Below are 25,048 nucleotides of genomic sequence, written 5' to 3'. Positions count from 1 at the left end.
GGCTGAGCGGCGAACCGGGCCGGGGTCTCGGCCGGCCGCGCCCGTCCTGGGGCCGCGAGTGGTACGAAACGGTTGTCATGGACGCTCATGGCAACCGTTTCGCACCACTCGACGGCGAGACCGCGGCTCCTGCGGCCCCTGCCGGGCGTCGCCGTCCTGCCCCGAGTCGCGCTGCCCCGCGCCGCCCCGCCCCGCGCTGCGCCGCCCCGCCCCCGCCACCACGCCCGCCGTCCGATCCGTCCCCGGCGTGACCCGGCGTCCCGCGCGGTCCGCTCACGGGTGGAGAGCGCGCCGTCCGCGAGCGCTCGCAGGCGGATGCCGCGCGGGGCCGGGTCGCCGTAATGTCCTGAGGCGTGAGCGATTGGACCTGGCAGATCCCCTTCTCCGTGATCGGCGGCGGCGTGCTGTTCGTCGGCCTGCTCGTGCCGATCCTCGTCCTCCAGTACCGCAGGTACGGGCGGCTCAGCGTCCTGCGCCTTCTCGGTGCGGCGGCGGTGAGCGTCTACGGCGTCGCCCTGGTCGCCTACACGCTGCTGCCCCTGCCCGATCCGGCGCGGGCCTGCGGCGAGGGCGCCGGCCGAGTGCTGCAGGTGACGCCGTTCCAGTTCGTCGCGGACATCGTGCGCGAGGGCGGCGGGCTGGGGCTCCGTGAGGCCGTCACCAGCTGGGCGGTCCTGCAGGCCGCGCTGAACGTGGTGCTGTTCGTCCCGCTCGGGCTCGCGGTGCGGGGCATGCTCCGCCGCGGAGTGCTCGCGGCCACCGCGCTCGGCGCCCTCGTCTCCCTCGCGATCGAGACCACCCAGTACACCGGGCTGTGGGGCATCTACGACTGCAGCTACCGCATCGCCGACATCGACGACCTCCTCCTGAACACCGCGGGCGCTCTCGTCGGCGCGCTGCTCGCCCCGCTGCTCCTGCACTGGTGGATGCCGAGTCCCGAGCAGCTCACGGCCCGGCGCTCGCATCGCGTCTCGGGTCTGCGCCGTCTGCTGGGCATGGTGGTCGATCTGATCGCCGTCGGCCTCGTCGGGTTCTTGTTCGATCTCGGACGCGCCGTCGTCGAGCTCGTGTTCGCGACCGACGCACGGCAGATCCGCGAGCTCGGCGAACCGGGGCAGGCCGTGCTCCTCGTGCTCGCCTTCGCCGTGGTCTTCGCCCTGCCCGCCCTGGGGCGCAGCGGCGCCTCCATCGGGCAGCGAGCCGTGGGCATCGCGCCGGCGTGGCCGCGCGGGAGCGGCGGCGTCCGAGCCCGCCTGCTGCGCGCGAGCGCCGTGGGCGGCGTGTGGACGGTGGGGCGCGCGCTCGCGCTGCTGCTGTCCGCGGCGGGCGTGCCTCTGGCGTCCGGCGCACTGAGCCTCGCGATCGGCCTGTACATGCTGGTCGTGCTGGTCTTCGCGCTCGTCGGCGACCATCGTGGGCTCTCGGGGCGTCTGGCGGGCAACGGGATGGTCGATGCGCGTGCTCTCACAGATGCGGGCGTCACGGCGCGTGAGCGGTCCACCGCGGCCTAGACTCCCGGCAGACCAGCCTTTGCAGGAAGGACCCACATGCCCACCACGCCTCCGGCCGGCTCGCGGATCGTCGGCACCGGTCACTACCGGCCCGAGCGCATCATGACCAATCACGACCTCGAGCAGATGGTCGAGACCAGCGATGAGTGGATCCGCCAGCGCACGGGCATCGAGTCCCGCCGCATCGCCGCCGACGACCAGGACGTCGCCGATCTCGCCGCCGAGGCCGGTCGCAACGCCCTGGCCGACGCCGGCATCGACCCCGCGCAGGTCACCCAGGTGATCGTCGCGACCTGCTCGAACCAAGAGCGCTCGCCGAGCGCGGCCGGTCGGGTCGCGCACCTGCTGGGCCTGTCCGACCCCGCCGCCTTCGACGTGGGCGCCGCCTGCTCGGGCTTCGAGCACGCGCTCGCGGTGGCGGACATGTCGATCCGCGCGGGCGCCTCCACCACGACGCTCGTGATCGGCGCCGAGAAGCTCTCCGCGGTCACCGACTACTCCGACCGCACCACCTGCATCCTCACGGCCGACGGCGCGGGCGCCATGGTCCTGGTCCCGAACGATGAGCCGACGATCTCGCCCGTGCAGTGGGGGACCGTCACCGATCTCGCCGACGCCGTCACCATCGGCCCGCCCAGCGGCTGCTTCTCCCAGCAGGGACGCCAGGTGCTCGGATGGGCGCTGCGCGAGGCGCCGAAGCTCTCGCAGAAGATCGTCGAGACCGCCGGCCTGACCATGGCCGACATCGACGTGTTCGTGCCCCACCAGGCGAACCTGCGCATGATCGAGCCGCTCGCCGCCGCCCTCGACCTGCGCGAGGACGCGATCGTGGCCGACGACATCATCACCTCCGGCAACACCTCCGCCGCGACCATCCCGCTCGCGATCTCCCGCATGCGCGAGGCTGGGAGGATCCCCGCCGGCGCCACCGCGCTGCTGGTCGGCTTCGGCGGCGGCTTCTCCTGGGCCGGCCAGGTCGTGCGCCTGCCCTGAGCCGGTTCCGGATGCCCGGGGCCGACGGGTCAGGACCCTCGGCTTCGCATTCACCGCAGGCTTATTGCGCGACGGGACCGGCTCTCATACGGGAGCGGGTCCCGTCGTCATGCGGAGGACCAGCTCCGGGCTCGTGACCTCGAGCTCGGGAGGCGCTGCGGGATCCGCGAGGCGGCGCAGCGCGGCGCGGCCCGCCGCGGCGCCGAGCTGCGCACCGTGGAGATCGACGGAGGAGAGCGAGGTCCCGGGGGCACCGCTCACCGAGCTGTTGTCGTAGCCGATCACGGAGACCTCGCGGCCGGGGGTGATCCCGCGGGCGAGCAGCACTTCGAGCACGCCCAGAGCGGTCTGGTCGTTGTGCGCGAAGAACGCCGAGGGTGCGTCGTCGCCGTCGAGCAGTGCGATCGCCGCAGTCGCGGCGTCGGCCCGGGAGTAGGAGACCTCCACCGTCCGCGAGGCGAGACCGGCGCTGGCCATCTGCTCCTCGTAGCCGGCGCGTCGGCCGAGATAACCGTCCGAGGGCGGGTTCGCGAGCATCGCGATGCGGCGGTGGCCGAGCTCGATGAGATGTGAGGTCGCCAGGCGTCCGCCGGCGAGGTTGTCGGAGGAGACGCTGTCCACGCCCGGCACCTCGCGCGCGATGCTCACGATGGGCGTGCGTGAGGAGAACGCCTGCACCTCGGCGTCCGGCATCAGGATCCCGGCGCCGATGATCACTCCCACGCGCGCCCCCTGCAGTGCCCGCAGTGAGCCGGCGTCCCGCTCGCCGCCGAGTGCGCCGACCGCGAGCACGAGGTCGCGAGCCTCGGTCTCGACAGCGTCGCGTATGCCGTCGTGGACGTCGGCGAAGAAGTCGTTGTGGAGATCCTGGAGGTAGACACCGATCGAGGTCGCGCCACTCGAGGCGAGCGAGGCGGCGATGCGGTTGTGCACGTATCCGAGCTCGTCGCCGACGTCCAGGATCCTTCGACGGGTATCGCCGTTGACCCCGAAGGCATCGCGGTAGGCCAGGGACACGAGGGCGCGCGAGACGCCCGCGGCTTCGGCGACGTCGGCCATCGTCACCCGTGCGCTCATGACACCCGCTCCCTCGTCCTGTTGCCGGTTGATGCGTATCCGACGAGTGTTGACTCTACGATCTAGAGCGCTCTAGACCCGCCATGTCCAGACATAGAGCGCCCACGCGAAGGAGCATCATGGCCGCTGTCGACATCTCCCGCATCGACCCCTCGGGCGCCGCGCCCAAAGCCGCAGCGGTTGCTTCCGCGCCGACGAGTGCACCGGACGCCTCCGCGCCGCGCGTCGGCATCGCCCCGGACTCCTGGGGCGTGTGGAATGCGATCGATCCCGCCCAGCCCTCTCCCGAGCAGTACGTGCGTGAGGTCGCCGAGGCCGGCTACCGCTGGACCGAGCTGGGCCCGTATGGGTACCTCGGCACTGATGCCGGTCGCCTCGCCGAGCAGCTGGCCGAGCACGACCTCTCCCTCTCCGCCGGCACCGTCTTCACGCCGCTCCAGGAGGGCGAGGACGCACTCGAGCGCATCTGGCAGGAGACACGCCAGGTCGGCGCCCTGGTGCGCGCGCTCGGCGGCGAGCACGTCATCGCCATCCCGACGCTCTGGGAGCGCGGGGCCGACGGCCACGTCCAGGGACCGCGCACCTTCGACGATGCCCAGTGGGGGCTCTTCACACGTGGGGTCGACGAGCTCGGTCGGCGCCTGGCCGAGGAGTTCGGCCTCGCCCTCCAGTTCCACTCCCATGCCGAGAGCCCCGTGGGCAGCGGGCGCGAGGTGGTCGAACTGCTGGAGCGCACGGACCCCCGCCACGTGAACCTCTGCGTGGACACCGGTCACCTCGCCTACTACCAGGTCGACTGCGAGCGCCTGCTGCGCGAGCACCCCGAGCGCGTGGGGTACCTCCACCTCAAGCAGGTCGACCCCGAGCTGCTGGCCGAGGTGCTGAAGAACGACATCCCCTTCGCCGAGGCCGTGCAGCGGGGCGTCATGGTCGAGCCGCCGTACGGCGTGCCCGGCTACGCCCCGATCCTCGAGCTCGCGGCGGCCGCACGTCCGGGCGTGTTCGCCGTTGTCGAGCAGGACATGTATCCCGTCGCCGACTTCGCCGACCCTGTTCGCATCGCCCGCCGCACCCGCGAGCACATCGCCGGGTGCGGCGCGCCGGTCCGCTTCCGCTGAGTCGCACCTCGCCTCACCCTTCCCGCTGCACCCACCGTTCGAAGGAGAACACCATGACCACGACCGCATCCGTCCCCGCCTCCGCTGCCCCTGTGCGCGTCGCCGTGATCGGCGCCGGGATGGCCGGACAGGCCCACGCCTTCGGCTATCGGACCGCGATGATGGCGGTCAGCACGCCGCTGCGGATCGAGCTCGACACGATCGCCGATCCGAACCTGCCCCTCGCGCAGTCGGTCGCCGACCGCTACGGCTTCGCCCGTGCCACGGCCGACATCGACGGCCTGCTGGCGCGCGAGGACATCGACGCGATCAGCGTGGCTCTGCCGAACTTCCTGCACGCGGAGGTCCTGCCCAAGGTGATCGCCTCGGGCAAGCACCTGTTCGCGGAGAAGCCCATAGGCCGCGACGTCGAGGAGTCCGCGTCGCTGCAGGCCCTCGCCGACGCCTCACCGGCGGTCACCGGCGTCGGCTTCTCCTTCCGCCGACTTCCCGGACTCGCGGCCATCGCCCGCGCGGTGGCCGACGGTCGTATCGGTGAGGTGCACACCGTGCACGCCTGGTACCGGGCCGACTACGCCGCCGACCCTTCGGGTGCACTCTCCTGGCGCTACTCCCAGGAGCAGGCCGGCGGCGGCGCCCTGCTGGACATCGGCTCCCACGCGATCGACGCCGTGCAGTTCGTCGCCGGCGACATCAGCAGCGTCGAGCGGGCAAGCCTGCGCACCGTCATCACCGAGCGCCCGAAGCCGCAGGCCGGGGCGATCGGTCACGGCGCCTCCGCCTCGAGCGAGCGCGGGCCCGTCGACAACGACGACATCGCTCTGCTCACCGTCGGCTTCGAGGGCGGAGCCGTCGGGCAGATCGAACTCAGCCGCATCGCCCACGGCGTCCCCAACTCGCTGGGCATCGAGGTCTACGGCACTCGCGGCCACGTCACCTTCGATTCCCAGCGCGCCGGTGAGTTCTCGATCTTCGAGGACGGCACGGTCGACGCTCCGTACAACGGGCCCCGCACCGTCGTCACCGGGCCTGACCACCCCTATTTCCGCGACGTCGCCGCGATGCCCGGCGGGGGAGTGGGCACGGGGTACGCCGAAGCGTTCACGGCGGAGATCCAGGAGTTCGTCCGCAGCGTCGGCGCGGGCACTCCGATGGACACGGACTTCGCCGCGGCGACCGCCATGATGCGCGTCGTCGGCGCGGCCCTGGAGTCCAGCCGCACGGGCGGCGCTGTCGACGTCGACTGACCCACGTGGGCGGCAGGGCAGCCTGCTCTGCCGCCCGGTGCCCGTCGGCGCCATGGCACCGCACCCACCCCCACCTGCGCCACCTCCACCAGAGCGACCGGACGAAGACGAAGGAGTCCTCCCATGTCCGCAGCAGCCAGATCTCGGGGAGCCTCGCAGCTCCCGCCCCTCACCAAGGGGCCGTTCTCCCGACGTCTCATGATCGTCGCGCTCGTCGCCACCATCGGCGGTCTGCTCTTCGGCTATGACACGGGCGTCATCAACGGCGCCCTGCGGCCGATGGCCACCGAGCTCGGTCTCACGCCTCTGACCGAGGGCGTCGTCACCTCCTCGCTGCTGTTCGGGGCTGCAGTCGGGGCGTTCCTCGGTGGGCGGATGTCCGACGCGATCGGTCGTCGACGCACGATCCTCGCCCTCGCGATCACGTTCCTGTGCGGCACGGTGATCTGCGTGCTCGCTCCCGCCTTCGGGGTGATGGTCGTCGGCCGCGTGGTCCTCGGCATCGCCGTCGGCGGGGCATCCACCGTCGTGCCCGTCTACCTCGCCGAGCTCGCGCCCTTCGAGACCCGCGGGTCTCTCGCCGGGCGCAACGAGGTGATGATCGCTGTCGGCGCGCTCGCGGCGTTCGCGGTCAACGCCGTGATCGGGAACGTCTGGGGGCACATCGACGGGATCTGGCGCTTCATGCTGGCCGTGTGCGCGATCCCGGCGATTGCCCTCTTCTTCGGGATGCTGCGGATGCCCGAGTCGCCGAGGTGGCTCGTGGAGAAGGGCCGCCGGTCCGAGGCTCTCGAGGTGCTGTGCACCGTGCGCTCGCGCGAGCGCGCCGTGGCCGAGCTCGCCCAGGTCGAGTCCGCCGCGAGCACGGACAGTCGGCGCGAGGTCGCCTCCCTGCGGGCGGTGCTCGGGAACAAGTGGCTGCGGAGGATCCTGATCGTCGGCATCGGGGTCGCAGTGTTCCAACAGCTCACGGGCATCAACACGATCGTCTACTACGGGCAGGTGGTGCTCATCGAGGCGGGGTTCGACGAGAGCGCCGCGCTGATCGCCAACGTCGTCCCCGGCCTCATCGGAGTGATCGGATCGATCGTCTCCCTCTACCTCATGGACCGCGTGAACCGCCGCACCATGTTCATCACCGGCTACTTGCTGATCACCCTGTGGCACCTTCTCATCGGGATCGCCTCGCTCGTCCTGCCGGTGGGCAGTGGTGCTCGTCCCTACGTGATCCTCGTACTGGTGGTGCTGTTCGTCGGCTCCATGCAGACGTTCCTCAACGTCGCCACCTGGGTGATCCTCTCGGAGATCTTCCCGCTGCACATGCGTGGACTGAGCATCGGCATCGCCGTGTTCTGCATGTGGATCGCGAACGCTCTGCTGGGACTGCTCTTCCCGACAGTGGTCGAAGGAATCGGCCTCACCGGCTCGTTCTTCATGCTCGCGGCCTTCAACCTGGTCGCCGCTGTGTTCATGCTGAAGCTGCTGCCGGAGACCCGCGGGCGCACCCTCGAGTCCATCGAGGAGGACGTCAGCACGGGCGAGATCTACGCGGTGCCCGAGCCGCGACGCTGAGTGCGCCGAAGATGCCCGGCCGGGTTCGGTCCCAGTTGCAGTCGCTCCCATACACTGCGAACTCGCCCTGCCCGACAGCTCGACGGAGGCCCCGTGGATTCCCTGACCGTCCAGATCATCGTCACGATCGTCGTCGGCCTCGCGTACGTCGTGGGGCTCACGGGCATCGTGCTGCCGATCATCCCCGGCTCGATCACGATCCTCATCGGCTCGCTGGTGTGGGCGATCGTGCTGGGCGGCTGGACCTGGCTGGCCTTCGCGATCATCGCTGTCCTCTGCGCTCTGGGCATGACCTGCAGCTACGTCATGACGGGCAAGCGGCTCAAGGACAACGACGTGCCCACGTGGCCGATCCTCGTGGGTGTGGCCGCGGGCATCGTCGGCATCTTCGTGATCCCGTTCCTGGGCCTGCCGATCGGATTCATCCTGGGCCTCTACGGCTCCGAGTGGTACCGCCGCCGCGACATGAAGCTCGCCTGGGAGTCCAGCTGGATCGCCATCAAGGCCTTCGGCATCGGCGTCATGCTCGAGCTCGTGTGCGGCTTCGCCTCCACCCTCACCTTCGCGATCGCGACCACGCTGCACTTCCTGAACAGCTGAGTCGCCCCACTCCGCCCTCGCGCACCCCCGCGCAGCCCGCCCCCCCCGCGAGAGGTGAGAAGCTGCTGTCAAAAGGGCGGAATGACGACGTCTTCTCACCTCTCGGTGCGGGCCGACGTCTGGGACGATGAGCCCATGAGCGATCCCGCCGTCCCTCCGGTCTCCTCGCGTGACACTCCGCGCTTCGGGACCCGTGAGCGCCACCGCCAGTTGGGCGCGGCGTTCCAGGGTCAGGGCGGGGACTACGACCGCCTGCGTCCCGGATACCCGCCCGAGGTGCTCGACGCGATCCTCGCGGCACTGCCGTTGCACGACGGCGAGGCCGGTGCGCCGAAAGCAGGCACCCCAGCAGGCGCGCCGCGCGCCCACGTCGCGGTCGACCTCGGCGCCGGGACCGGCAAGCTCTCCCTGCAGCTCGCGCGCCGCGGCCTCGACGTGATCGCCGTCGACCCCAGCCGTTCCATGCTCGAGACCGCGGAGCAGGCGTACGAGTCCATGTCCTCGTCGGCCGATGACCCCGCCGGCCCCGCCGACCCCACCGACCCCGCCGTACCCGTCGGCTCTCTGCGCACCCTCCAGGCCTCCGCCGAGGACACCGGCCTCCCGGATGCGAGCGCCGACCTGGTGAGCGCCGCGCAGGCCTGGCACTGGTTCGACACCGAGGCCGCGGGCGCCGAGATCGCGCGGATCCTGCGACCGGGCGGCCTGCTGGCCCTGCTGTGGAACTCGCTCGACGTGCAGATCCCCTGGGTGCACCGCTATTCGCGCATCATGCACGCGGGGGACGTGTACCGCGATGATTTCTCGCCGCCGATCACCCCGCACTTCGCGCTGCGCGAGCGGATCGTGCGCCATTGGGAGGACCCGCGCACCACGCACGAGCTCATCGACCTCGCGCGCACCCGCAGCTACGTCATCACCGCGCCGCCCGAGCGGCGCGAGAAGGTGCTCGCGAATCTCGACTGGTACCTGCACGAGCACCTCGGCCACGCCCCCGGCAGCGAGGTCGGCATGCCCTACCGCACCGACCTGTTCCTCTTCGAGGCCGACGCGGAGTCCTGAGGACCGCGATGGGGACTTCTCCCCATCGTGCCGCGCACCCTGCCCGGCTAGCCTGGGCGCGGATCGAGCCGCAGCGAGTGCGGCCGGGGAACGGGGCGGCGGCGAGATGAGCGGATTCCTGGGAGCGGACACGCAGTCCCTGCGCGAGTATGCGGAGAAAGCGCGCGCGGCGTCCTCGCGCCTGAGCGAGCTCCGGGACGCTCTGTCCTCGAGTGTGGCGTCGGTCGAGTGGAGGGGTGCCGACGGCGACGCTTTCCGCGACGACTTCAGCGGGCGCGTCTCCGGGATGTTCGACACCGTCGGGGTCGGCTCGAACGGGCCGGCGATGATCTGATCGCTCAGGCGGACGAGCAGGACGCAGCGAGCGAGGCAGGCGGGGAGAGCCGAGGGGGCGGCGAGGGCTCTGGCGATCCGCTGGCGGACCTGCTCGCGAACCCGATCAACGCTGTGGCCGGCACCCTCAAGGACGTCATCGGTGCGGGCGGCAAGGCGTGGAAGGCGTTCAAGCAGGGGCGCAGCCTGATGAACCTGCGCGCCGCCATGAACACGCTCGGTCCCGCGGCGGAGTCCGCCCAGACCTTCATCCGCTCGGGGATGGTGGATGACGCGGCCGGGTTCCTGGGCAAGCTGGGCACTGCGGGCAAGTTCCTCGGAGGTGCCGGGGGCGTGCTCGGGATCGTCGGCGGGATCTCGGACATGATCAACCCCGCGCACGGCGGCTGGCGGGGCGTCGGCGACAGGGTCGCCGGCGGGCTCAGCGTGATCGGCGGTGCCGGCGGCCTGGCCGTCGCGCTCGGGGCGGGCGCAGCCCTCGGGCCCGTCGGCCTGGGCGTCGTCGCCGTCGCGGGCGTCGGCGCAGGGCTGTGGGCGGCCGGCAATGCGATCGTCGACAACTGGGATTCCATCAGCTCGTTCGCCGGAGACGTCGGCGGGCACGTGAGCGACTTCGTCTCGGATGCGGGCGATGCGATCGGCGGGGCCGCAGACGCGGTCGGCGACTTCGTCGGGGGGCTCTTCTGACGCCTCGACGTGGGCCGACGTGCGCCGCCCGGCCGGTCTGCGTAGCCTCACTGTCAGCACCACCGCGAGGATCCCGCCGCCCTCGCGCATGAACGGCACGACCACGCTCCGCCCTCGGGCCTCCCGCCCCGAGACCCCGCAGCACCCCGCCCGATCAAGGAGACTCGCATGACCGCCGCACCGACGCCTCCCGCGGACGTCCCGCAGTTCTCTGCCCGGGACGTGGAGATCGCCACCGAACTCCTCGAGCAGCCGCTCGACGAGCCCGTCGTGGAGATCGTGACGCTCACGGACGAGGAGCTCATGGCTCTCGACGGGGTGCAGCACGATCCTCTGACCCCGACCCCCTGGGTGAGCGGGTCGGCAGAGGACCCCGAGGCTCGGCGGCTCGTCGCGGCCGCGGCGATGCGGTCTCTCATCGCCCGGGGCGTCGTGAGCTCGACCGCGGTGCTGGACCCCCGCCGTTACGAGGACGGCAGCACGGAGGCGGCGCGGATGGTCGCCGTCCCGGCCCTGCACGGCACGGTCGTGCTGCGTCGCACGGCGGATGCGGTGCTGGTCGCCGAGCGGCGCACGGATCGAGGCACGGCCTTCGCGTACTTCTATCTGTTCCACCTCGAGAGCGGCGAGGTCCGGGTGCTCTGGGAAGCGTTCGACGACGGCGGCTTCCATCTCTTCTTCCTGCTCGACGGCAAGACCCTGCCCGAGCAGTTCATCGCCTTCATCGACCCGGTCGACGGGATCTCGGACGACGACGGCGACGTCGAGGAGGTCCCGGCGGCGGACTTCGGGACGAGCACCGTCGCGCAGGGCCTCGCCGAGGCGCGCGCGGCCACGACGACGCTGATCCTCGCTCGCGGCGTCGACGCCGCCCCCACAGCGTTCACCCTCTTCTCGATGCCGGACAGGGTCGTGCTGATGGAATCCGACGGAGACGATCACGACGCCGTCCAGCGCCTGGGCACGGTGTCCCGCGCATCCCTCGAGAACATCCTCGGGGAGCTGGTCGCCGCGACCGCGCCGGATGCGTCCGATGCCGATGCCGATGCCGATGCCGAGTCCGAGTCCGAGGCCGAGGCAGAGAACGCATGAGCGCCCGTCGCGCCGCACGCCGGCACCGTGACGAGGTCGGTGAGGTGCTCGCGGTCCACGCGGATCGTCCCGGTCCGCTCGTGATCGGACTGTTCGTGCTGGTCTGGCTGGTGTTCTCCGGGCTCACCCTCATCAATCCCGGCGAGAGCGCCGTGCTCGCCGTGGCGCCCGCCGTCGCCTTCGCGATCATCTTCGGCCTGATCCTGCTGTTCATCAGCGGGGAGAGGCTGGTGGTGTGCGAACGGGGGATCGTGGTCGGCAGCTGCGCGCCGGGCCTGCGCCCTTACGTGATCCCCTCGGATCAGATCATCCCGGGCAGCGTGGTCCCCGTGACGGGCGCCCGGCGGTATGCGGCCGAGACCGGGACCGGCGGCTTCCCGCAGTCGACCGTGCGCCGATCCGCCTGGACCCGTCGCGGCATCCACTTCGTGGGGCCCTCGCCGAAGCAGGCGCGCCGCCATCGCGCGGTGCTGGCGCCGCTGCAGGATCCTCCGCCGCGCTCGATCGACGGCCGCTGGGTCTGGTTCGCCGGCACGGGGTCGACCCCGCCCGAGCTGGTCACCGCCCAGATCGCGCGCGCCGCAGAGGCGAGCGGTCAGCGCGAGCTGGCGAGGGCCGCTGCGGCCGAGCCCGCGCGCGAGCTCACCGGCAACCGCGGGGACGCGGCGCGCCAGCTCCCCGGGTTCCCGCAGGCGCGCTGACAGCCACGCCGGCTGGGCCGGCCGTGGCGCGCCCGTCGGCCGCGCGGCCTCAGCCCGCCGCGCCGCCTGCGTCGGACGCGCCCGTCCCGCTGGCCCCGTCGGCCCCGGTGATCGACATGTCGCCGACCTTCCACTGCTTGCCGTCCCAGTTCAGCTTCATCTGCATCTCGCCGGTGAACCCGTCGACGTCCTGGGCCTGCTTGTTCGGGTCGTCGACGATCGTGGCGTCCTTCTGGGTGACCTCGAGGGTGAGCGTGCCGCTGGTGGGCGGATCGCCGGCGCCGTCGAAGCTCGCGGACCTCACGGTGAACTCGCCGCCCACCTGGTACCCGTCCTGCTCATGGAGCTGGGTGGCGTTGGAGAGGAACGACGTGCAGACCTCGCAGTTCGAGTCGACGACCTGCATCCAGCCGTCGGTGTCTCCCGTGGCCATCATGTACGCGTAGGACTCGAGCAGATAGGTGCCGACCCCGGTGGCGCCGTCGTCCGACTGGTCGGTCATCGCCGACTTCGGCAGCTTCGGGCCGGACGTGGGGGAGGGGCTCGGCTGGGACGACGGGTCGACGGCGGGGCGCGTGTCCTGGGCCGTCGCGCTCGCCGTGGCGGAGGCGGCGTCGGTCTTCCCGTTGCTGCGGCCGAAGACCTGCGCGAGGCCGACCGCGCCGAAGGGGATCACCAGGGCGATGGCCGCCACGATGATGATGATCTGCTGCATCCGTCTGCTCACGCAGGCCAGGGTAGAGGTCCGGCCTGGACGCGCGGGCATCCGGCCTGGACGCGCGGGCATCCGGCCCGGGCGCACGAGGATCAGCCGATCGGCGGATGTGCGGGGAGGGCGCCGCGGGGGAGACTCGACCCTCGCGGGCGACGCGCGCTCCGCCCTCCGATCGACGTCATCCCGCGGCGTTCCACCCTCGGCGGAATCCGCCCGATTCCGCCCGAATCCCATGGACCGTGCGCACGGGCCGACGTAGGCTTCACCGCGCAGTCCGCGCGCCCCCGGACCGCACCGCATCTGCCCAAGGACCCCTGTGACTCTGCTGCGACTCGTGCTCGCGGCCGCCCGCCGGTACTGGACCCTGATCATCATCGTCGTGATCTTCCAGCTGCTCGGCGTGCTGGCCAACCTCTACCTGCCCACGCTGAACGCCGACATCATCGATGACGGCGTCGCCCAGGGCGACATCCCGACGATCTGGCGCCTGGGCGCCTGGATGCTCGCGGTGACCTTCGCGAACATCGTCGCCGTCGTCGTCGCGAACTACGCGGCCGCCCGCGCGGCCATGAGCATCGGCCGCGACCTGCGCAGCCGTGTCTTCGACCAGGTCGCCACCTACTCCGCGCACGAGATGAACGAGTTCGGGGCCGCCTCGCTGATCACCCGTTCCACGAACGACGTGCAGCAGGTCCAGATGCTCGTCTTCTTCTCGATGCAGTTCCTGGTGCAGGCGCCCATCACGGGCATCGGCGGCATCGTCCTCGCGCTGCGCGAGGAGGCCGGGCTGGCCTGGCTGATCGCGGTGATGGTGCCGCTCATGCTGGTCTCCGTCGGCTTCCTCATCGCCCGCGCGGCACCGCTGTTCCGCGTCATGCAGGAGCGGATCGACGCGATCAACAAGGTGCTGCGCGAGCAGATCACCGGCATCCGCGTGCTGCGCGCCTTCACCCGCGAGGACTTCGAGCGCGAGCGCTACGAGGGCGCCAACGAGGCCCTCACGGACACCAACCGCCGCGTGGGCCTGCTGATGATCCTCATCAACCCGATCATCATGTTCCTGCTGCAGGTCTCCAGCGTGCTCGTGCTCTGGTTCGCGGCGCCGCGCGTGGAGTCCGGGACCATGCAGGTCGGCTCGATCACCGCGTTCATCGCCTACCTGATCCAGATCCTCATCGCGGTGATGATGGCGACCTTCATGACGATGATGATCCCGCGCGCCATGGTCTCCGCCGAGCGCATCGACGCCGTGCTGACCACCGAGACCTCCGTGACGGTGCCCGAGCGCGGCGTCACCGAGGTGCGCGGCCGCGGCGACCTCGCCTTCGAGAAGGTCTCCTTCACCTACCCGGGCGCCGAGAACAACGTGCTCACGGACATCGACTTCACCGCCCACGCGGGGCAGACCGTCGCGATCATCGGCGGCACCGGCTCGGGCAAGACCACCCTGCTCAGCCTCGTGCCGCGCCTGATGGACGCGACCTCCGGCAGCGTGAAGGTCGACGGGGTCGACGTGCGCGAGCTGGACCCGCAGGTGCTGTGGGACCGCATCGGCCTGGTGCCGCAGCGTCCCTACCTCTTCTCCGGGACGGTCGCGACGAACCTCCGCTTCGGCCGGCCCGACGCGACCGACGAGGAGCTCTGGCACGCGCTCACCGTCGCCCAGGGCCGCGACTTCGTCGCCGCCATGCCCGACGGGCTCGACTCGCCGATCGCCCAGGGCGGCACGAACGTCTCCGGCGGTCAGCGTCAGCGCCTGTGCATCGCCCGCGCGCTGGTCGCGAGGCCGGAGATCTACCTGTTCGACGACTCCTTCAGCGCGCTCGACCTCACCACGGACGCCCGCCTGCGGGCGGCGCTCGCGCCGGAGACCCGTGACGCGCTCAAGGTGATCGTCGCCCAGCGCGTCACCACGATCACCTCGGCCGATCTGATCCTGGTGCTCGAGCACGGGAGGGTCGTCGGCTCCGGCACCCACGCCGAGCTGCTCGAGACCAACGAGACCTATCAGGAGATCGTCCGCTCCCAGGGCGCCGAGGAGGTGGTCGCATGAACGCCGACGACACGACGAACACGCCGGCTACGCCCGACGGCGCCGACTCGCCCGACGGCGTGACCCCGGCCGACGGCGCGACTCCGGACGAGGGCGCGGCCTCGGCGGACGGTGCGACCCCGGCGGACGGCGCTGCCCCCGCTGGCGGGGCGCGCACCGCGCCCGCTTCCACGCCCACGAAGCCCGCGGGGGACGAGGCCGGCGAGGCCGCGGAGATCGAGGCCGAGAAGAGCGCCGAGCGCGGACTGCGGCCCGGCCAGAGCGCGCGGAACTTCTGGCCCTCGGCGCTGCGACTGATCCGCACCATCGGCCCCGAGAAGATGTACGCGATCCTGGGCATCGCCCTCGGCGTGATCGGCGTGGGCCTGGCCGTCGTCGGCCCGAAGATCCTGGGCCGCGCGACCGACATCGTCTTCTCCGGCGCGATCTCCAAGCAGCTGCCCGCGGGCGCCACCAAGGCGCAGATCATCGAGGGCCTGCGCGCGCAGGGAAACGACACCTACGCCGACCTGCTCGCCGGCATGGACCTCACGCCCGGTCAGGGCATCGACTTCGCGGCCCTGCACCAGGTGCTGTGGTTCGTGGTCGGGATCTACGTGGTCGCGAGCCTGTTCCAGTGGCTGCAGGGCGTGATGCTCAACCGCATCATCTTCCGGATGGTCTACCGCCTGCGCCGGGAGGTCGAGGAGAAGCTGCACCGTCTGCCGCTGTCCTACTTCGACCGCCAGCGCCGCGGCGAGATCCTCTCGCGCGTCACCAACGACATCGACAACATCCAGAACACCCTCATCAACACGCTGACCGGCCTGGTCAACGCGCTGCTGACGGTGCTCGGCGTGATCGTCATGATGCTGACGCTGTCGTGGCAGCTCACCCTCATCGCCCTGTGCGTGATCCCGCTGGCCGCGGTCATCACGGCCATCGTGGGCAAGCGCTCCCAGAAGCTGTTCCAGCAGCAGTGGGACGCGACCGGCAAGGTCAACGCCGAGGTCGAGGAGGCCTTCAGCGGCCACGAGCTCGTGAACGTCTTCGGCCGCCGCCAGGAGGCGTCCCGCAGCTTCGAGGCCCGCAACGGCGAGATGTACAAGGCGTCCTTCGGCGCCCAGTTCGTCTCCTCCCTCATCGGCCCGCTGATGATGTTCGCCGGGAACCTCACCTACGTCGCGATCGCGATCGTGGGCGGCCTCAAGGTGATCGGCGGCGACATGTCGCTGGGCAGCGTGCAGGCGTTCATCCAGTACTCGCGCCAGTTCACGCAGCCGCTCTCCCAGGTCGCCTCGATGGCCACGATGCTGCAGTCCGGCGTGGCCAGCGCCGAGCGCGTCTTCGAGCTGCTGGACGCCGAGGAGCAGACCCCGGACTCGGCCCGCGACGAGGCCGGCAACCCGGACCCGACGTCGCTGGACGCCGCCTCGCGGATCCGCGAGGGCCGCGTCGAGTTCGACCACGTGCGCTTCTCGTACACGCCCGAGCGCGAGCTCATCCGCGACCTCTCCCTGGTCGCCGAGCCCGGGCACACGGTCGCGATCGTGGGGCCGACGGGCGCGGGCAAGACCACGCTCGTGAACCTCGTGATGCGCTTCTACGAGATCGACGGCGGCCGCATCACGATCGACGGCATCGACATCCGCGACCTCACCCGCACGCAGCTGCGCGAGCGCACCGGCATGGTCCTCCAGGACACCTGGCTGTTCAACGGCACGATCATGGAGAACATCCGCTACGGGCGCCTGGACGCGAGCGACGAGGAGGTCATCGAGGCCGCGAAGGCGACCCACGTCGACGACTTCGTGTGCCATCTGCCCGAGGGGTACGAGACCGTCCTGGACTCCGACGCCTCGAACGTCAGCGCCGGGGAGAAGCAGCTGCTGACCATCGCCCGCGCGTTCCTCGCCCGGCCCAGCCTGTTGATCCTGGACGAGGCCACCTCGAGCGTGGACACCCGCACCGAGCTGCTCGTGCAGAACGCGATGAACCGCCTGCGCTCGGGTCGCACCTCGTTCGTGATCGCGCACAGGCTCTCCACGATCCGCGACGCGGACCTGATCCTGGTGATGGAGGCCGGCGACATCGTCGAGCAGGGCACCCACGACGAGCTGCTCGAGGCGAACGGCGCCTACGCGCGGCTGTACCGCTCGCAGTTCGAGGGCGCGATGGCCGATCCTGACGCCGAGGAGGAGCAGGGCGAGCCCGTGCCCACCGGCGGCGGGGGCGGCATGCCGGGGATGTGAGCGATCGACGGGGGCCGCGCGGTGCGCGGCCCCCGTGTGCCCCACACCCCACGGATTTGTCGTCATGCATACCTCTGCATAAACTTCCATTCGTGTTCCCGTCACCCCGGCCCCGCAGACGCACCCTGCTGCGCGCGCTGCCCCTCGCCCTCGGCGCCGCGATCACCGTGCCCGCCCTCGGCGGCTGCACCCACGCCTCCGAGCGGCTGGATGCCGAGACCGACGCGATCCCGACGATCGACCTCTCGGGCATCACGAAGCAGGACGACCTCGCGGACCTCGTCCCGAAGGACGTCCGCGATCGCGGCACCCTCGTCAACGGCGCGGCCCTGAACTACGCGCCCGGCGAGTTCGTGGGCTCGGACGGCGGGGCCGTGGGCATCGACATGGACATCCTCAGCGGCGTCGGCAAGGTGCTGGGACTGGGGACGCGCACCGAGTCCGCGGTGTTCGCGCAGATCATCCCCTCGATCGGCTCGAAGTACGACGTGGGGATCTCGAGCTTCACCATCGACCCGGACCGTCTGAAGCAGGTCTCGATGGTCTCCTACTTCTCCGCCGGCATGTCCTACGCGGTGAAGACGGGCAACCCCTACGGCATCGACCCGCCCGACCTGTGCGGCGCCCGCGTCGCCCACCAGGTCGGGACCTACATGGATGACGTCGTCGCCGAGCGCGACGCCGCTTGCCGGAAGGACGGCGGCCAGGGCGTCATCGACCAGCCCTACGTGGGCAACGCCGACGCCGCGACCGCTGCCGCCGGCGGCAAGGCCGACGTCCTCATCGGCGACTCCCCGGTCGTCGCCTACGCGATCGAGAAGTCCCGCGGGACCCTCGAGCAGGTGGGCGACATCGAGGACGCGGCCCTGTACGGGATCGTCGTCTCCAAGGACCAGCCCGAGCTCGCGACGGCGATCCGCGGGGCGGTCCAGCACCTCATCGACACCGGCGCCATGCACGACATCCTCGATGCCTGGGGCAACGCCGCCGGCATGATCAAGACCTCGGAAGTGGACCCGCAGTGAGCACGACACAGCCCTCGCCCGCGCCCGCCGACGGGCCCGTCGGCCCGGCGCCCGCCCCCGGCTCCCCGCAGCCGACCGGCCGCGGCGCCGACCCGATCCCCGGACGGATCCGCGCCAAGCGCAGCCCGCGCCCGGGCACCTGGATCAGCGCCGTCATCGTGGTGCTGCTGGTGCTCGCCCTCGCGAACTTCCTGGTCACCAACCCCGTCTTCGACTGGGGAACGGTCGCGACGTACATCCTGGACGTGAAGGTCGTCCAGGGCGTGGGCTGGACGCTGCTGATCACGGTGCTCTCGATGGTGCTGGGCACGATCGTGGCGCTCACCGCGGCGATCATGCGGCGCAGTGAGAACCCGGTGCTGCGCGGCGTCTCCTGGGCGTACATCTTCGTGTTCCGCGGCACCCCGGTGTACACCCAGCTGGTGTTCTGGGGCCTGTTCACGGTGATCGTCCCGAAGATCGCCGTGGGCGTCCCCTTCGGCCCCGAGTGGTTCTCCTTCTCCACCCGCGACTACTTCCCGGCGTTCTGGGCGGCCGTCGTCGGCCTCGGACTCAACGAGGGCGCCTACCTCGCCGAGATCATCCGCTCTGGCCTGAACTCCGTGGACAAGGGCCAGGGCGAGGCGTCGAAGGCGCTGGGCATGGGCAACGGCCAGATCCTGCGGCGCATCATCATCCCGCAGGCCATGCGCGTGATCGTGCCGCCGCTGGGCAACGAGACCATCGGCATGCTCAAGACCACCTCGCTCGTGCTCGCGGTGCCCTTCACCCTGGACCTCACCTTCGCGACCAACGCGATCGCCAACAAGCTCTACGCGCCGATCCCGCTGCTGGTCGTCGCCGCGATCTGGTACCTCGCGATCACGAGCGTGCTGATGGTGGGCCAGTACTTCCTCGAGCGCTACTTCGGTCGCGGCTTCGACGATCGCCCCGGCGGCGCGGGTCCGACGAAGCGCGGCCGACGCGCCCGCCAGCAGGCCGTGAACAGCGCCGCGACGACCCCCAAGAACTCTCTCCCGGAGGTGGAGCTGTGATGAGCCAGGACCCCCGGAACACCCATCGGGCCGACGAGCAGGGAGACCAGGCCGCGCCTGCGTCCCCGTCGGACCCGGCGGCACCGGCCGACGGCCCCGCCCTCATCGAGCTCGAGGGCGTGCACAAGGCCTTCGGCGACCTGCACGTGCTCAAGGACTGCGACCTGCGTGTGGCCGAGGGCGAGGTGGCGGTGCTCATCGGCCCCTCGGGCTCGGGCAAGTCCACGCTGCTGCGCTGCATCAACCAGCTCGAGGAGCCCACGGCGGGCCGCGTGCGCATCGCCGGCGTCACCCAGGGGTACGCGGAGGAGCCGCTGCCCGACGGCCGCTGGCAGAAGCTCTCGCCGAAGCAGATCGCGCGCCAGCGCGCCCGCATCGGCATGGTCTTCCAGCGCTTCGACCTGTTCCCGCACATGACGGCGCTGCAGAACGTCATGGAGGCGCCCGTGCACGTGCTCGGCCGCCCCAAGGCGCAGGCCGAGAAGGACGCGCTCGCGCTTCTCGAGCGCGTGGGCCTGGCCGATCGCGCCGAGCACTACCCCTCCGAGCTCTCCGGCGGTCAGCAGCAGCGGGTGGCGATCGCCCGCGCGCTCGCGATGGAGCCCGAGCTCATGCTCTTCGACGAGCCGACGTCGGCCCTGGACCCCGAGCTCGTGGCCGAGGTCCTCACGGTGCTCAAGGAGCTCGCCGAGGGCGGCATGACCATGGTGGTGGTGACCCACGAGATGGGCTTCGCCCGAGAGGTCGCCGATCAGGTCGTCTTCATGGCCGACGGGCAGATCCTCGAGCAGGGCAGCCCCGAGCAGGTCATCGACCATCCGCAGTCGGATCGTCTGCAGGGGTTCCTCGCCTCCGTGCTGTGAGCGACGAGGGCCGGCAGGACTCGCGGCTCCCGCCCGCGGCGCCGCCGACCGCTCCGACGGCCGTGACGAGGAGGAGCGATCCGACCACGTCGCTGGGGCGGTGCCATCCGTAGTGCACGAGTTCGAAGGCGGCCACGGCGAGCACGAGCGCGGCGACCATCGTGAAGACGCCGCGCATGACGCGGGGGAGCACGATCCACAGGGCCAGCGCCACCGACCCGAAGGCGATCATGTGCCCGCTGGGGAAGGAGTTGCCCTGGTGCGTCGCGATCGCATCGCGCCCGAACACGAAGCCCTTGAGCACCTGCCCCAGCACGTTGCAGGCGGCCAGGATCATGAGCGCGCGCACGCCCCGCATCGCCCTGCCCCGGCCGGCGGCGATCAGGAGCACGACCGCACTGCTCAGCATCAACGTGGGCACGGAGACCGCGCGCAGCAGTGTGGGGTTGCCGTGCGTCTCCAGCATCCAGAAGATGCCGAGGTCCAGCTGCTCCGCGGGCCGGTACGACCCGGAGAGCCGGTAGAGGACGAGGAACAACCCGGTCGAGATGACGGTCACCAGGACGCGGAGGACCATCTGCCGACGGCCCCCGTCGAGCGGGCGCGCTCGGGTCACGCCGCGCGTGAGGTCCGCGGTCAGGGTCTGCGAGTCCTGTTCCGTGGTGAGCACGCCCCGATGATGGCATCGCGGCCGGTGCTCCTCGAGGGGTCGGTGGCATCTCGCACACGCTCTTCCCAGCGAACACCTGCAGGTGAGAGCGTCGCGGCGCTCAGCCGTCCGTCCGGCTCACCTCGCCCCACACCGTGCGCATGTGCGAGCGGGAGAAGGTCTCGGCGGCCTCCGCGTCGCCGTCGGCGATCGCGAGCGCGACGCGCATGTGCTCCTCGAGCGTGCCCTCGACGGGCAGCGGGGGAGTGAGGCCCAGGCGGTTGCGGCCCTCGAGCACCGCGCGCACCGGGCGGGCGAGGGCCGTGAGCTGCGGGTTCCCCGAGGCGGCGAGCAGCAGGTCGTGGAAGGCGACGTCGGCCTCGAGGTAGTCCTCTGAATCGCCCAGGCCCCGCCCTCCCAGGTCCACGAGCCGATCGGCCAGGCGCCGCAGCTCCGCGCACTGGCGGGAGTCGGCGCGGCGTGCGGCGAGGTGGGCGGCCATGGGCTCGGCGGCCACGCGCAGCTCGGCGAGCGCCTCGAGCTGGCGCTGGCGGAACGGGCCGGCCAGGTGCCAGTCGATCAGGCGCGGGGAGAAGGCGTCCCACGCCTCGCGGGGCTGCACCGTGATGCCCACGCGCCGGCGCGAGGCGACCATGCCGAGGGACTCGAGCACGCGCACGGCCTCCCGGGCCACGGTCCGCGAGGCGCCGCAGTCCTTCTCGATGCCGGAGAGCGTGAGCACGGAGCCCTCGGGGAGGCGGCCGTCGGTGATGTGCCTGCCCAGGTCGTCCAGGACCCCCTCGTGCATGGCGGACGTGGGCATGGCGACTCCTTCATCGTCGAGGGCTGCGCGGGCGCCGCACGGTGCGGCGGGGCGGAGGGCGTCCACGGATCGAACGATGATCCGGGGTCCCAGCGCCCGCTTCAATGGTGCTACCTTAGCGCGCATAAAGTAGTACCTTTGCGGTCGGGTGTTCGGCGGTCGCCGCCGGTTGCCGTCGGTGCGCAGGCATCGCCGCCCCACCCGAACCACTCTGCTTCCCACCCGCATTCAACGGAGAATCCCCATGGACAACTGGACCCAGACCCTGGGTGCCGGACCGCTCCTCGGCATCGCCGCGGTCGCCGTCGCGCTCATCCTGTTCCTGGTCATCAAGGTGAGGCTGCACGCCTTCCTCGTGCTGGTCATCGTCTCGCTGCTGACGGCCCTGGCCACGGGCATCCCCTCGGGCGCGATCATCGAGACCCTCGTCGACGGCTTCGGGTCGACGCTCGGATCCGTCGCCCTGCTCATCGGCTTCGGTGCAGTGCTGGGCCGCCTCATCGAGTCCAGCGGCGGCGCCAAGGTCATCGCCGAGAAGATGGTCGCCGTCTTCGGCGAGAAGCGCGCCGCCTTCGCCCTGGGCCTGACCTCGCTGGTGCTGGGCTTCCCGATCTTCTTCGACGCCGGCCTCGTGGTCATGCTGCCGATCATCTTCGCGGTGGCCCGCCGCATCGGCGGGAAGAACCTGCTGCTCTACGGGCTGAGCTCGGCGGCGGCGTTCTCGGTCATGCACGTGTTCGTGCCGCCGCACCCCGGCCCGGTCGCCGCGAGCGACTTCTTCGGCGCGAACCTGGGCGTCGTGCTGCTCGTCGGCCTGATCATCGCCTTCCCCGTCTGGTACGTCTCGGGCTACCTGTGGGCGAAGTTCGTCAACGCGCGCACGCCGCTGCTGGTGCCCGACCTCTTCGGCACCGACGAGGACCAGCCGGCCGTGCCGCCGAGGGCCTCCACCGTGCTCGCCGTCGTGGCGCTCCCGCTCGTGCTGATCCTGCTGAACACCGGCCTGGACGCGCTGGGCACGGCGAAGGTCGTGGACGCGGACGCCGCCTGGGTGCAGGCCCTTCGCCTGGTGGGCGAGTCGCCCGTCGCCCTGCTGATCACCGTCCTGGTGGCCATGCTGGTGCTCGGGAAGTTCCGCGGCCAGGACGGCTCGGCGCTCGAGAAGCTCGTGGACTCCACGCTGGGCCAGGTCGCCTCGGTCATCCTCATCACCGGTGCCGGCGGCATGTTCGGCGGCGTACTGCGCGCCTCCGGGATCGGCGACGCGCTCGCCTCGACCCTCGACTCCTGGGGCATGCCCGTCATCTTCGCCGCGTACGTCATCGCCCTCGCCCTGCGCCTGGCGCAGGGCTCGGCGACGGTCGCGCTGGTGACCACCGCGGGCCTGCTCTCCCCGGCCGTGATGGCCGGCGGCTACGGCGCGATCGACACCGCCGCGATCACCCTCGCGGCCGCCGCAGGCTCGGTCTTCGCGGGGCACGTGAACGACTCCGGCTTCTGGCTCGTCGGTCGCCTGATGGGCATGGACGTGAAGACCACCCTGAAGACCTGGACCGTCCAGCAGGGCATCGAGTCCCTGGTCGGCTTCGCCTTCGTCCTCGCGGTCTACGCGATCTTCTGAGGCGGGCGGCTCGGCCGCGGCGCTCAACCGGACAGACGGCCCGGCCGCAGCGCTCAGCCGGGCGGGAGGATCGGCTCGGGACGATCGCGTCCCTCGCCCGCCCTGTCGGCATCGCCCTGATGGCTCGACCCGCCGCCGAGCACGCCGACGGCGGTGACCAGCAGCAGCGATCCGATCACGTCGCTGGGGCGGTGCCAGCCGTAGTGGACCAGCTCGAAGGCGACCACGCACAGCACGAGCGCGGCGATCACGGTGAAGACCCCACGCATGCGCCGCGGCAGCACGATCCGCAGGGCGAGTGCGACCGAGGCGAAGGCGATCATGTGGCCGCTGGGGTAGGTGTTGTCCACCATGAGCACGATCGAATCGCGGTGCAGCACGACCTTCTTCAGCAGCTGCCCGAGCACGTTGCACACGGCCAGCAGGGCGAAGGCGCGCAGGCCGTCCATGGCGCGGCCGCGTCGGATGCCGATCGCGATCACGATGATGCTGCACAGGATCAGCCACGGCACCGAGACGATCCACAGCAGCCGCGGCGTGCCGTTCGTCCACAGCGAGGTGAGCACGCGGATGTCGAGCGACTCCGTCGGCCCCACCCAGCCCGAGAGGTAGAAGACCAGCAGGAAAAGAGCGAGCGCGGCCCCCGCGATGAGCCAGCGGACGGGGGAAATGCGCATTTCCCGATCATCCCACCGCGGTCGCCGAGCGCCCCTGTCGCGGTGGCCTCACCCACAGATCCGACGGGTCACGTCGGTGCGTCGGCGGAGCTGCCGGAGCGGAGCACGCCTGCACGAGGATCAGTCGCACTGGATGCTCTCGGAGTCCGAGGTCGATGCCGAGTCGTCCGACGGCGGAGTGCTCGAGGAGGCGCTGCCCGACGGCCGCTCGTCGGCATCGGCCCCACCGCCGTCGGGCTTCGAGGACGGTGAGTCCGTGGATTCCTCGCCCTTCGAGCTGTGGGACGACCTGCCCTTCGAGTCCTCGTCGGACAGGGTCGCGAAGACCGCGGCGGCCTTCGAGGAGGGGACCACCCGATTGGGGTCCGACGGGGCAGGGGTCCAGGGCATCGTCTCCACGGTGATGCTGTCCGAGGGGACACGGGTGAGGCGCGAGGCCAGCGAGGTCATGCGGGGGATCGACCCCAGCTGGTCGTCGACCGTGAGGGCCGAGGAGGTCGCCTGCAGGAACGGGTACAGGCGGTCCGGCCGCGTGAGCAGATTCCGGCTGTCCGCGCGCTGCATGATGGCCTTCATGACCTGCTGCTGGTGGTCGAGGCGCGCGATGTCACTGCCGTCGCCCACGGCATGCCGGGTGCGGGCGAGGGCGAGCGCCTGGCGGCCGTCCAGGGTCTGCCGGCCCGCCGGCAGGTCGAGATCGGCGGCCTTGTCGTGCAGACCCTCGGGCAGGCACACGGGGAGCCCGTCGAGGGCGTCGACGATCGCGGCGAAGCCCGCGAAGTCCACCTCCACGAAGTGGTCCACGCGCACGCCCGTCAGGGACTCGACGGCCGCGACCGAGCAGGCGGGGCCGAAGTTCAGCACGGAGTTGATCATGCCGCGGCCGCCCGCGAACGATCCGTTCCCGGTGTCCGCGCACGAGGGCAGATCCATGAGGGTGTCGCGGGGGATCTGGACCGCATGCACCGAGGAGTCGTCGGCATCGAGGTGCGCCAGCAGGATCGAGTCGCTGCGCGCCGTGGAGTCCTTCTCGTCGGCCTCGCCCACGCGCGAGTCCGAGCCCAGGAACAGGATGTTCACGGCGCCGTCGTCGTCCGCCGACTCGTTCTGGGCGGCGGGCCCCGCGTGCAGCGGCGCGACCGTGAGCCCGCTGCGCAGGGTCTGCGCGGGCACCAGGATCAGTGCCAGCAGTGAGAGTGCGGCGAGCCCTGCGAGGGCGGCGATCGTGCGGCGCCGCCGCCTGCGCACGAGCACGCGCGCGCCGGCAGGGGAGAGGTGCGCCGGCCCGCGGGGCGTCCTGCGCGTCGCTCGGCGTGCGTGCTCGAGGTGCGGGCTGTGGTCTGCATCGGGTGCGGGCATGGGAC

At 71.3% G+C, this 25,048-nt stretch carries 23 protein-coding genes; 17 read left to right on the top strand and 6 right to left on the bottom strand.

Annotated elements, in window-relative coordinates; all coding sequences use genetic code 11:
• Positions 1 to 353: 353 nt before the first annotated feature.
• Both M4486_RS11040 and M4486_RS11035 read left to right on the top strand, forming a co-directional pair.
• The gene (locus M4486_RS11040) at positions 354 to 1,511 is read left to right on the top strand and encodes a VanZ family protein (protein WP_249477214.1); all 1,158 of its coding nucleotides are present in this window, start codon (positions 354 to 356) and stop codon (positions 1,509 to 1,511) included.
• A gap of 36 nt (positions 1,512 to 1,547) precedes the next feature.
• The gene (locus tag M4486_RS11035; protein ID WP_249477213.1) at positions 1,548 to 2,504 is read left to right on the top strand and encodes a beta-ketoacyl-ACP synthase III; all 957 of its coding nucleotides are present in this window, start codon (positions 1,548 to 1,550) and stop codon (positions 2,502 to 2,504) included.
• Between the two features lie 84 nt (positions 2,505 to 2,588).
• Here M4486_RS11035 and M4486_RS11030 read toward each other — a convergent pair whose 3' ends face one another.
• Complete coding sequence (locus M4486_RS11030) at positions 2,589 to 3,581, bottom strand: LacI family DNA-binding transcriptional regulator (protein ID WP_249477212.1); 993 nt, start codon at positions 3,579 to 3,581, stop codon at positions 2,589 to 2,591.
• 119 nt (positions 3,582 to 3,700) lie between these two features.
• On the opposite strand from M4486_RS11030, the gene M4486_RS11025 reads away from it, so the two are divergent.
• From M4486_RS11025 to M4486_RS10985, 9 genes are all read left to right on the top strand, one after another.
• Positions 3,701 to 4,699, top strand: a complete 999-nt coding sequence (locus M4486_RS11025; protein WP_249477210.1) for a sugar phosphate isomerase/epimerase family protein — start codon at positions 3,701 to 3,703, stop codon at positions 4,697 to 4,699.
• Positions 4,700 to 4,752: 53 nt separating this feature from the next.
• On the top strand, positions 4,753 to 5,946 hold the full coding sequence (locus tag M4486_RS11020; RefSeq protein WP_249477208.1) for a Gfo/Idh/MocA family protein: 1,194 nt from the start codon (positions 4,753 to 4,755) through the stop codon (positions 5,944 to 5,946).
• Between the two features lie 123 nt (positions 5,947 to 6,069).
• Complete coding sequence (locus M4486_RS11015) at positions 6,070 to 7,518, top strand: sugar porter family MFS transporter (protein WP_283257916.1); 1,449 nt, start codon at positions 6,070 to 6,072, stop codon at positions 7,516 to 7,518.
• Between the two features lie 93 nt (positions 7,519 to 7,611).
• Positions 7,612 to 8,118, top strand: a complete 507-nt coding sequence (locus tag M4486_RS11010) for a DUF456 domain-containing protein (RefSeq protein WP_249477206.1) — start codon at positions 7,612 to 7,614, stop codon at positions 8,116 to 8,118.
• Between the two features lie 135 nt (positions 8,119 to 8,253).
• Positions 8,254 to 9,180, top strand: coding sequence for a class I SAM-dependent methyltransferase (locus M4486_RS11005; RefSeq protein ID WP_249477205.1), 927 nt, complete (start codon positions 8,254 to 8,256; stop codon positions 9,178 to 9,180).
• Positions 9,181 to 9,286: 106 nt separating this feature from the next.
• A complete protein-coding gene (locus tag M4486_RS11000) occupies positions 9,287 to 9,514 on the top strand; it encodes a hypothetical protein (RefSeq protein WP_249477204.1) in 228 nt (75 codons plus the stop codon).
• 113 nt (positions 9,515 to 9,627) lie between these two features.
• Entirely contained in the window at positions 9,628 to 10,200 is a 573-nt protein-coding gene (locus M4486_RS10995; protein WP_249477203.1) for a hypothetical protein, read from the top strand.
• A 168-nt stretch (positions 10,201 to 10,368) separates the two neighbouring features.
• Positions 10,369 to 11,292 (top strand): hypothetical protein, encoded by a 924-nt coding sequence (locus M4486_RS10990; RefSeq protein WP_249477202.1) that lies wholly within the window; start codon positions 10,369 to 10,371, stop codon positions 11,290 to 11,292.
• The gene (locus M4486_RS10985; protein WP_249477200.1) at positions 11,289 to 11,993 is read left to right on the top strand and encodes a hypothetical protein; all 705 of its coding nucleotides are present in this window, start codon (positions 11,289 to 11,291) and stop codon (positions 11,991 to 11,993) included. The genes M4486_RS10990 and M4486_RS10985 overlap by 4 nt, the downstream gene beginning before the upstream one ends.
• A gap of 49 nt (positions 11,994 to 12,042) precedes the next feature.
• On the opposite strand, the gene M4486_RS10980 is transcribed toward M4486_RS10985, so the two are convergent.
• On the bottom strand, positions 12,043 to 12,720 hold the full coding sequence (locus tag M4486_RS10980; protein ID WP_249477199.1) for a DUF6318 family protein: 678 nt from the start codon (positions 12,718 to 12,720) through the stop codon (positions 12,043 to 12,045).
• 304 nt (positions 12,721 to 13,024) lie between these two features.
• Here M4486_RS10980 and M4486_RS10975 point away from each other — a divergent pair, with 304 nt between their 5' ends.
• The 5 genes from M4486_RS10975 (at position 13,025) to M4486_RS10955 (ending at position 19,914) form a co-directional block, all read left to right on the top strand.
• On the top strand, positions 13,025 to 14,761 hold the full coding sequence (locus tag M4486_RS10975) for an ABC transporter ATP-binding protein (protein WP_249477198.1): 1,737 nt from the start codon (positions 13,025 to 13,027) through the stop codon (positions 14,759 to 14,761).
• Entirely contained in the window at positions 14,758 to 16,992 is a 2,235-nt protein-coding gene (locus M4486_RS10970; RefSeq protein WP_249477197.1) for an ABC transporter ATP-binding protein, read from the top strand. Before M4486_RS10975 ends, M4486_RS10970 begins: the two co-directional genes overlap by 4 nt.
• A gap of 92 nt (positions 16,993 to 17,084) precedes the next feature.
• Positions 17,085 to 18,017, top strand: a complete 933-nt coding sequence (locus M4486_RS10965; protein ID WP_249477196.1) for a transporter substrate-binding domain-containing protein — start codon at positions 17,085 to 17,087, stop codon at positions 18,015 to 18,017.
• On the top strand, positions 18,014 to 19,051 hold the full coding sequence (locus tag M4486_RS10960; RefSeq protein WP_429798295.1) for an amino acid ABC transporter permease: 1,038 nt from the start codon (positions 18,014 to 18,016) through the stop codon (positions 19,049 to 19,051). The genes M4486_RS10965 and M4486_RS10960 overlap by 4 nt, the downstream gene beginning before the upstream one ends.
• The gene (locus tag M4486_RS10955) at positions 19,051 to 19,914 is read left to right on the top strand and encodes an amino acid ABC transporter ATP-binding protein (RefSeq protein WP_249477195.1); all 864 of its coding nucleotides are present in this window, start codon (positions 19,051 to 19,053) and stop codon (positions 19,912 to 19,914) included. Before M4486_RS10960 ends, M4486_RS10955 begins: the two co-directional genes overlap by 1 nt.
• Here M4486_RS10955 and M4486_RS10950 read toward each other — a convergent pair.
• The gene (locus tag M4486_RS10950) at positions 19,859 to 20,584 is read right to left on the bottom strand and encodes a phosphatase PAP2 family protein (protein WP_249477194.1); all 726 of its coding nucleotides are present in this window, start codon (positions 20,582 to 20,584) and stop codon (positions 19,859 to 19,861) included. The genes M4486_RS10955 and M4486_RS10950 overlap by 56 nt on opposite strands.
• 100 nt (positions 20,585 to 20,684) lie before the next feature.
• The gene (locus M4486_RS10945) at positions 20,685 to 21,386 is read right to left on the bottom strand and encodes a FadR/GntR family transcriptional regulator (protein WP_249477193.1); all 702 of its coding nucleotides are present in this window, start codon (positions 21,384 to 21,386) and stop codon (positions 20,685 to 20,687) included.
• 244 nt (positions 21,387 to 21,630) lie between these two features.
• Here M4486_RS10945 and M4486_RS10940 point away from each other — a divergent pair, with 244 nt between their 5' ends.
• Positions 21,631 to 23,007, top strand: a complete 1,377-nt coding sequence (locus M4486_RS10940) for a GntP family permease (protein ID WP_249477192.1) — start codon at positions 21,631 to 21,633, stop codon at positions 23,005 to 23,007.
• Between the two features lie 53 nt (positions 23,008 to 23,060).
• On the opposite strand, the gene M4486_RS10935 is transcribed toward M4486_RS10940, so the two are convergent.
• Both M4486_RS10935 and M4486_RS10930 read right to left on the bottom strand, forming a co-directional pair.
• The gene (locus M4486_RS10935; RefSeq protein ID WP_249477191.1) at positions 23,061 to 23,684 is read right to left on the bottom strand and encodes a phosphatase PAP2 family protein; all 624 of its coding nucleotides are present in this window, start codon (positions 23,682 to 23,684) and stop codon (positions 23,061 to 23,063) included.
• Positions 23,685 to 23,804: 120 nt separating this feature from the next.
• Positions 23,805 to 25,043: an LCP family protein gene (locus tag M4486_RS10930; RefSeq protein WP_249477190.1), complete on the bottom strand. Its 1,239-nt coding sequence runs from the start codon at positions 25,041 to 25,043 to the stop codon at positions 23,805 to 23,807.
• Positions 25,044 to 25,048 lie beyond the last annotated feature (5 nt).

This window comes from Brachybacterium kimchii (assembly GCF_023373525.1).
In the GTDB taxonomy this organism is placed as follows: domain Bacteria; phylum Actinomycetota; class Actinomycetes; order Actinomycetales; family Dermabacteraceae; genus Brachybacterium; species Brachybacterium kimchii.
The sequence above is the reverse complement of the archived record's forward strand: the minus strand, read 5'-3'. Positions and strand labels throughout refer to the sequence as shown.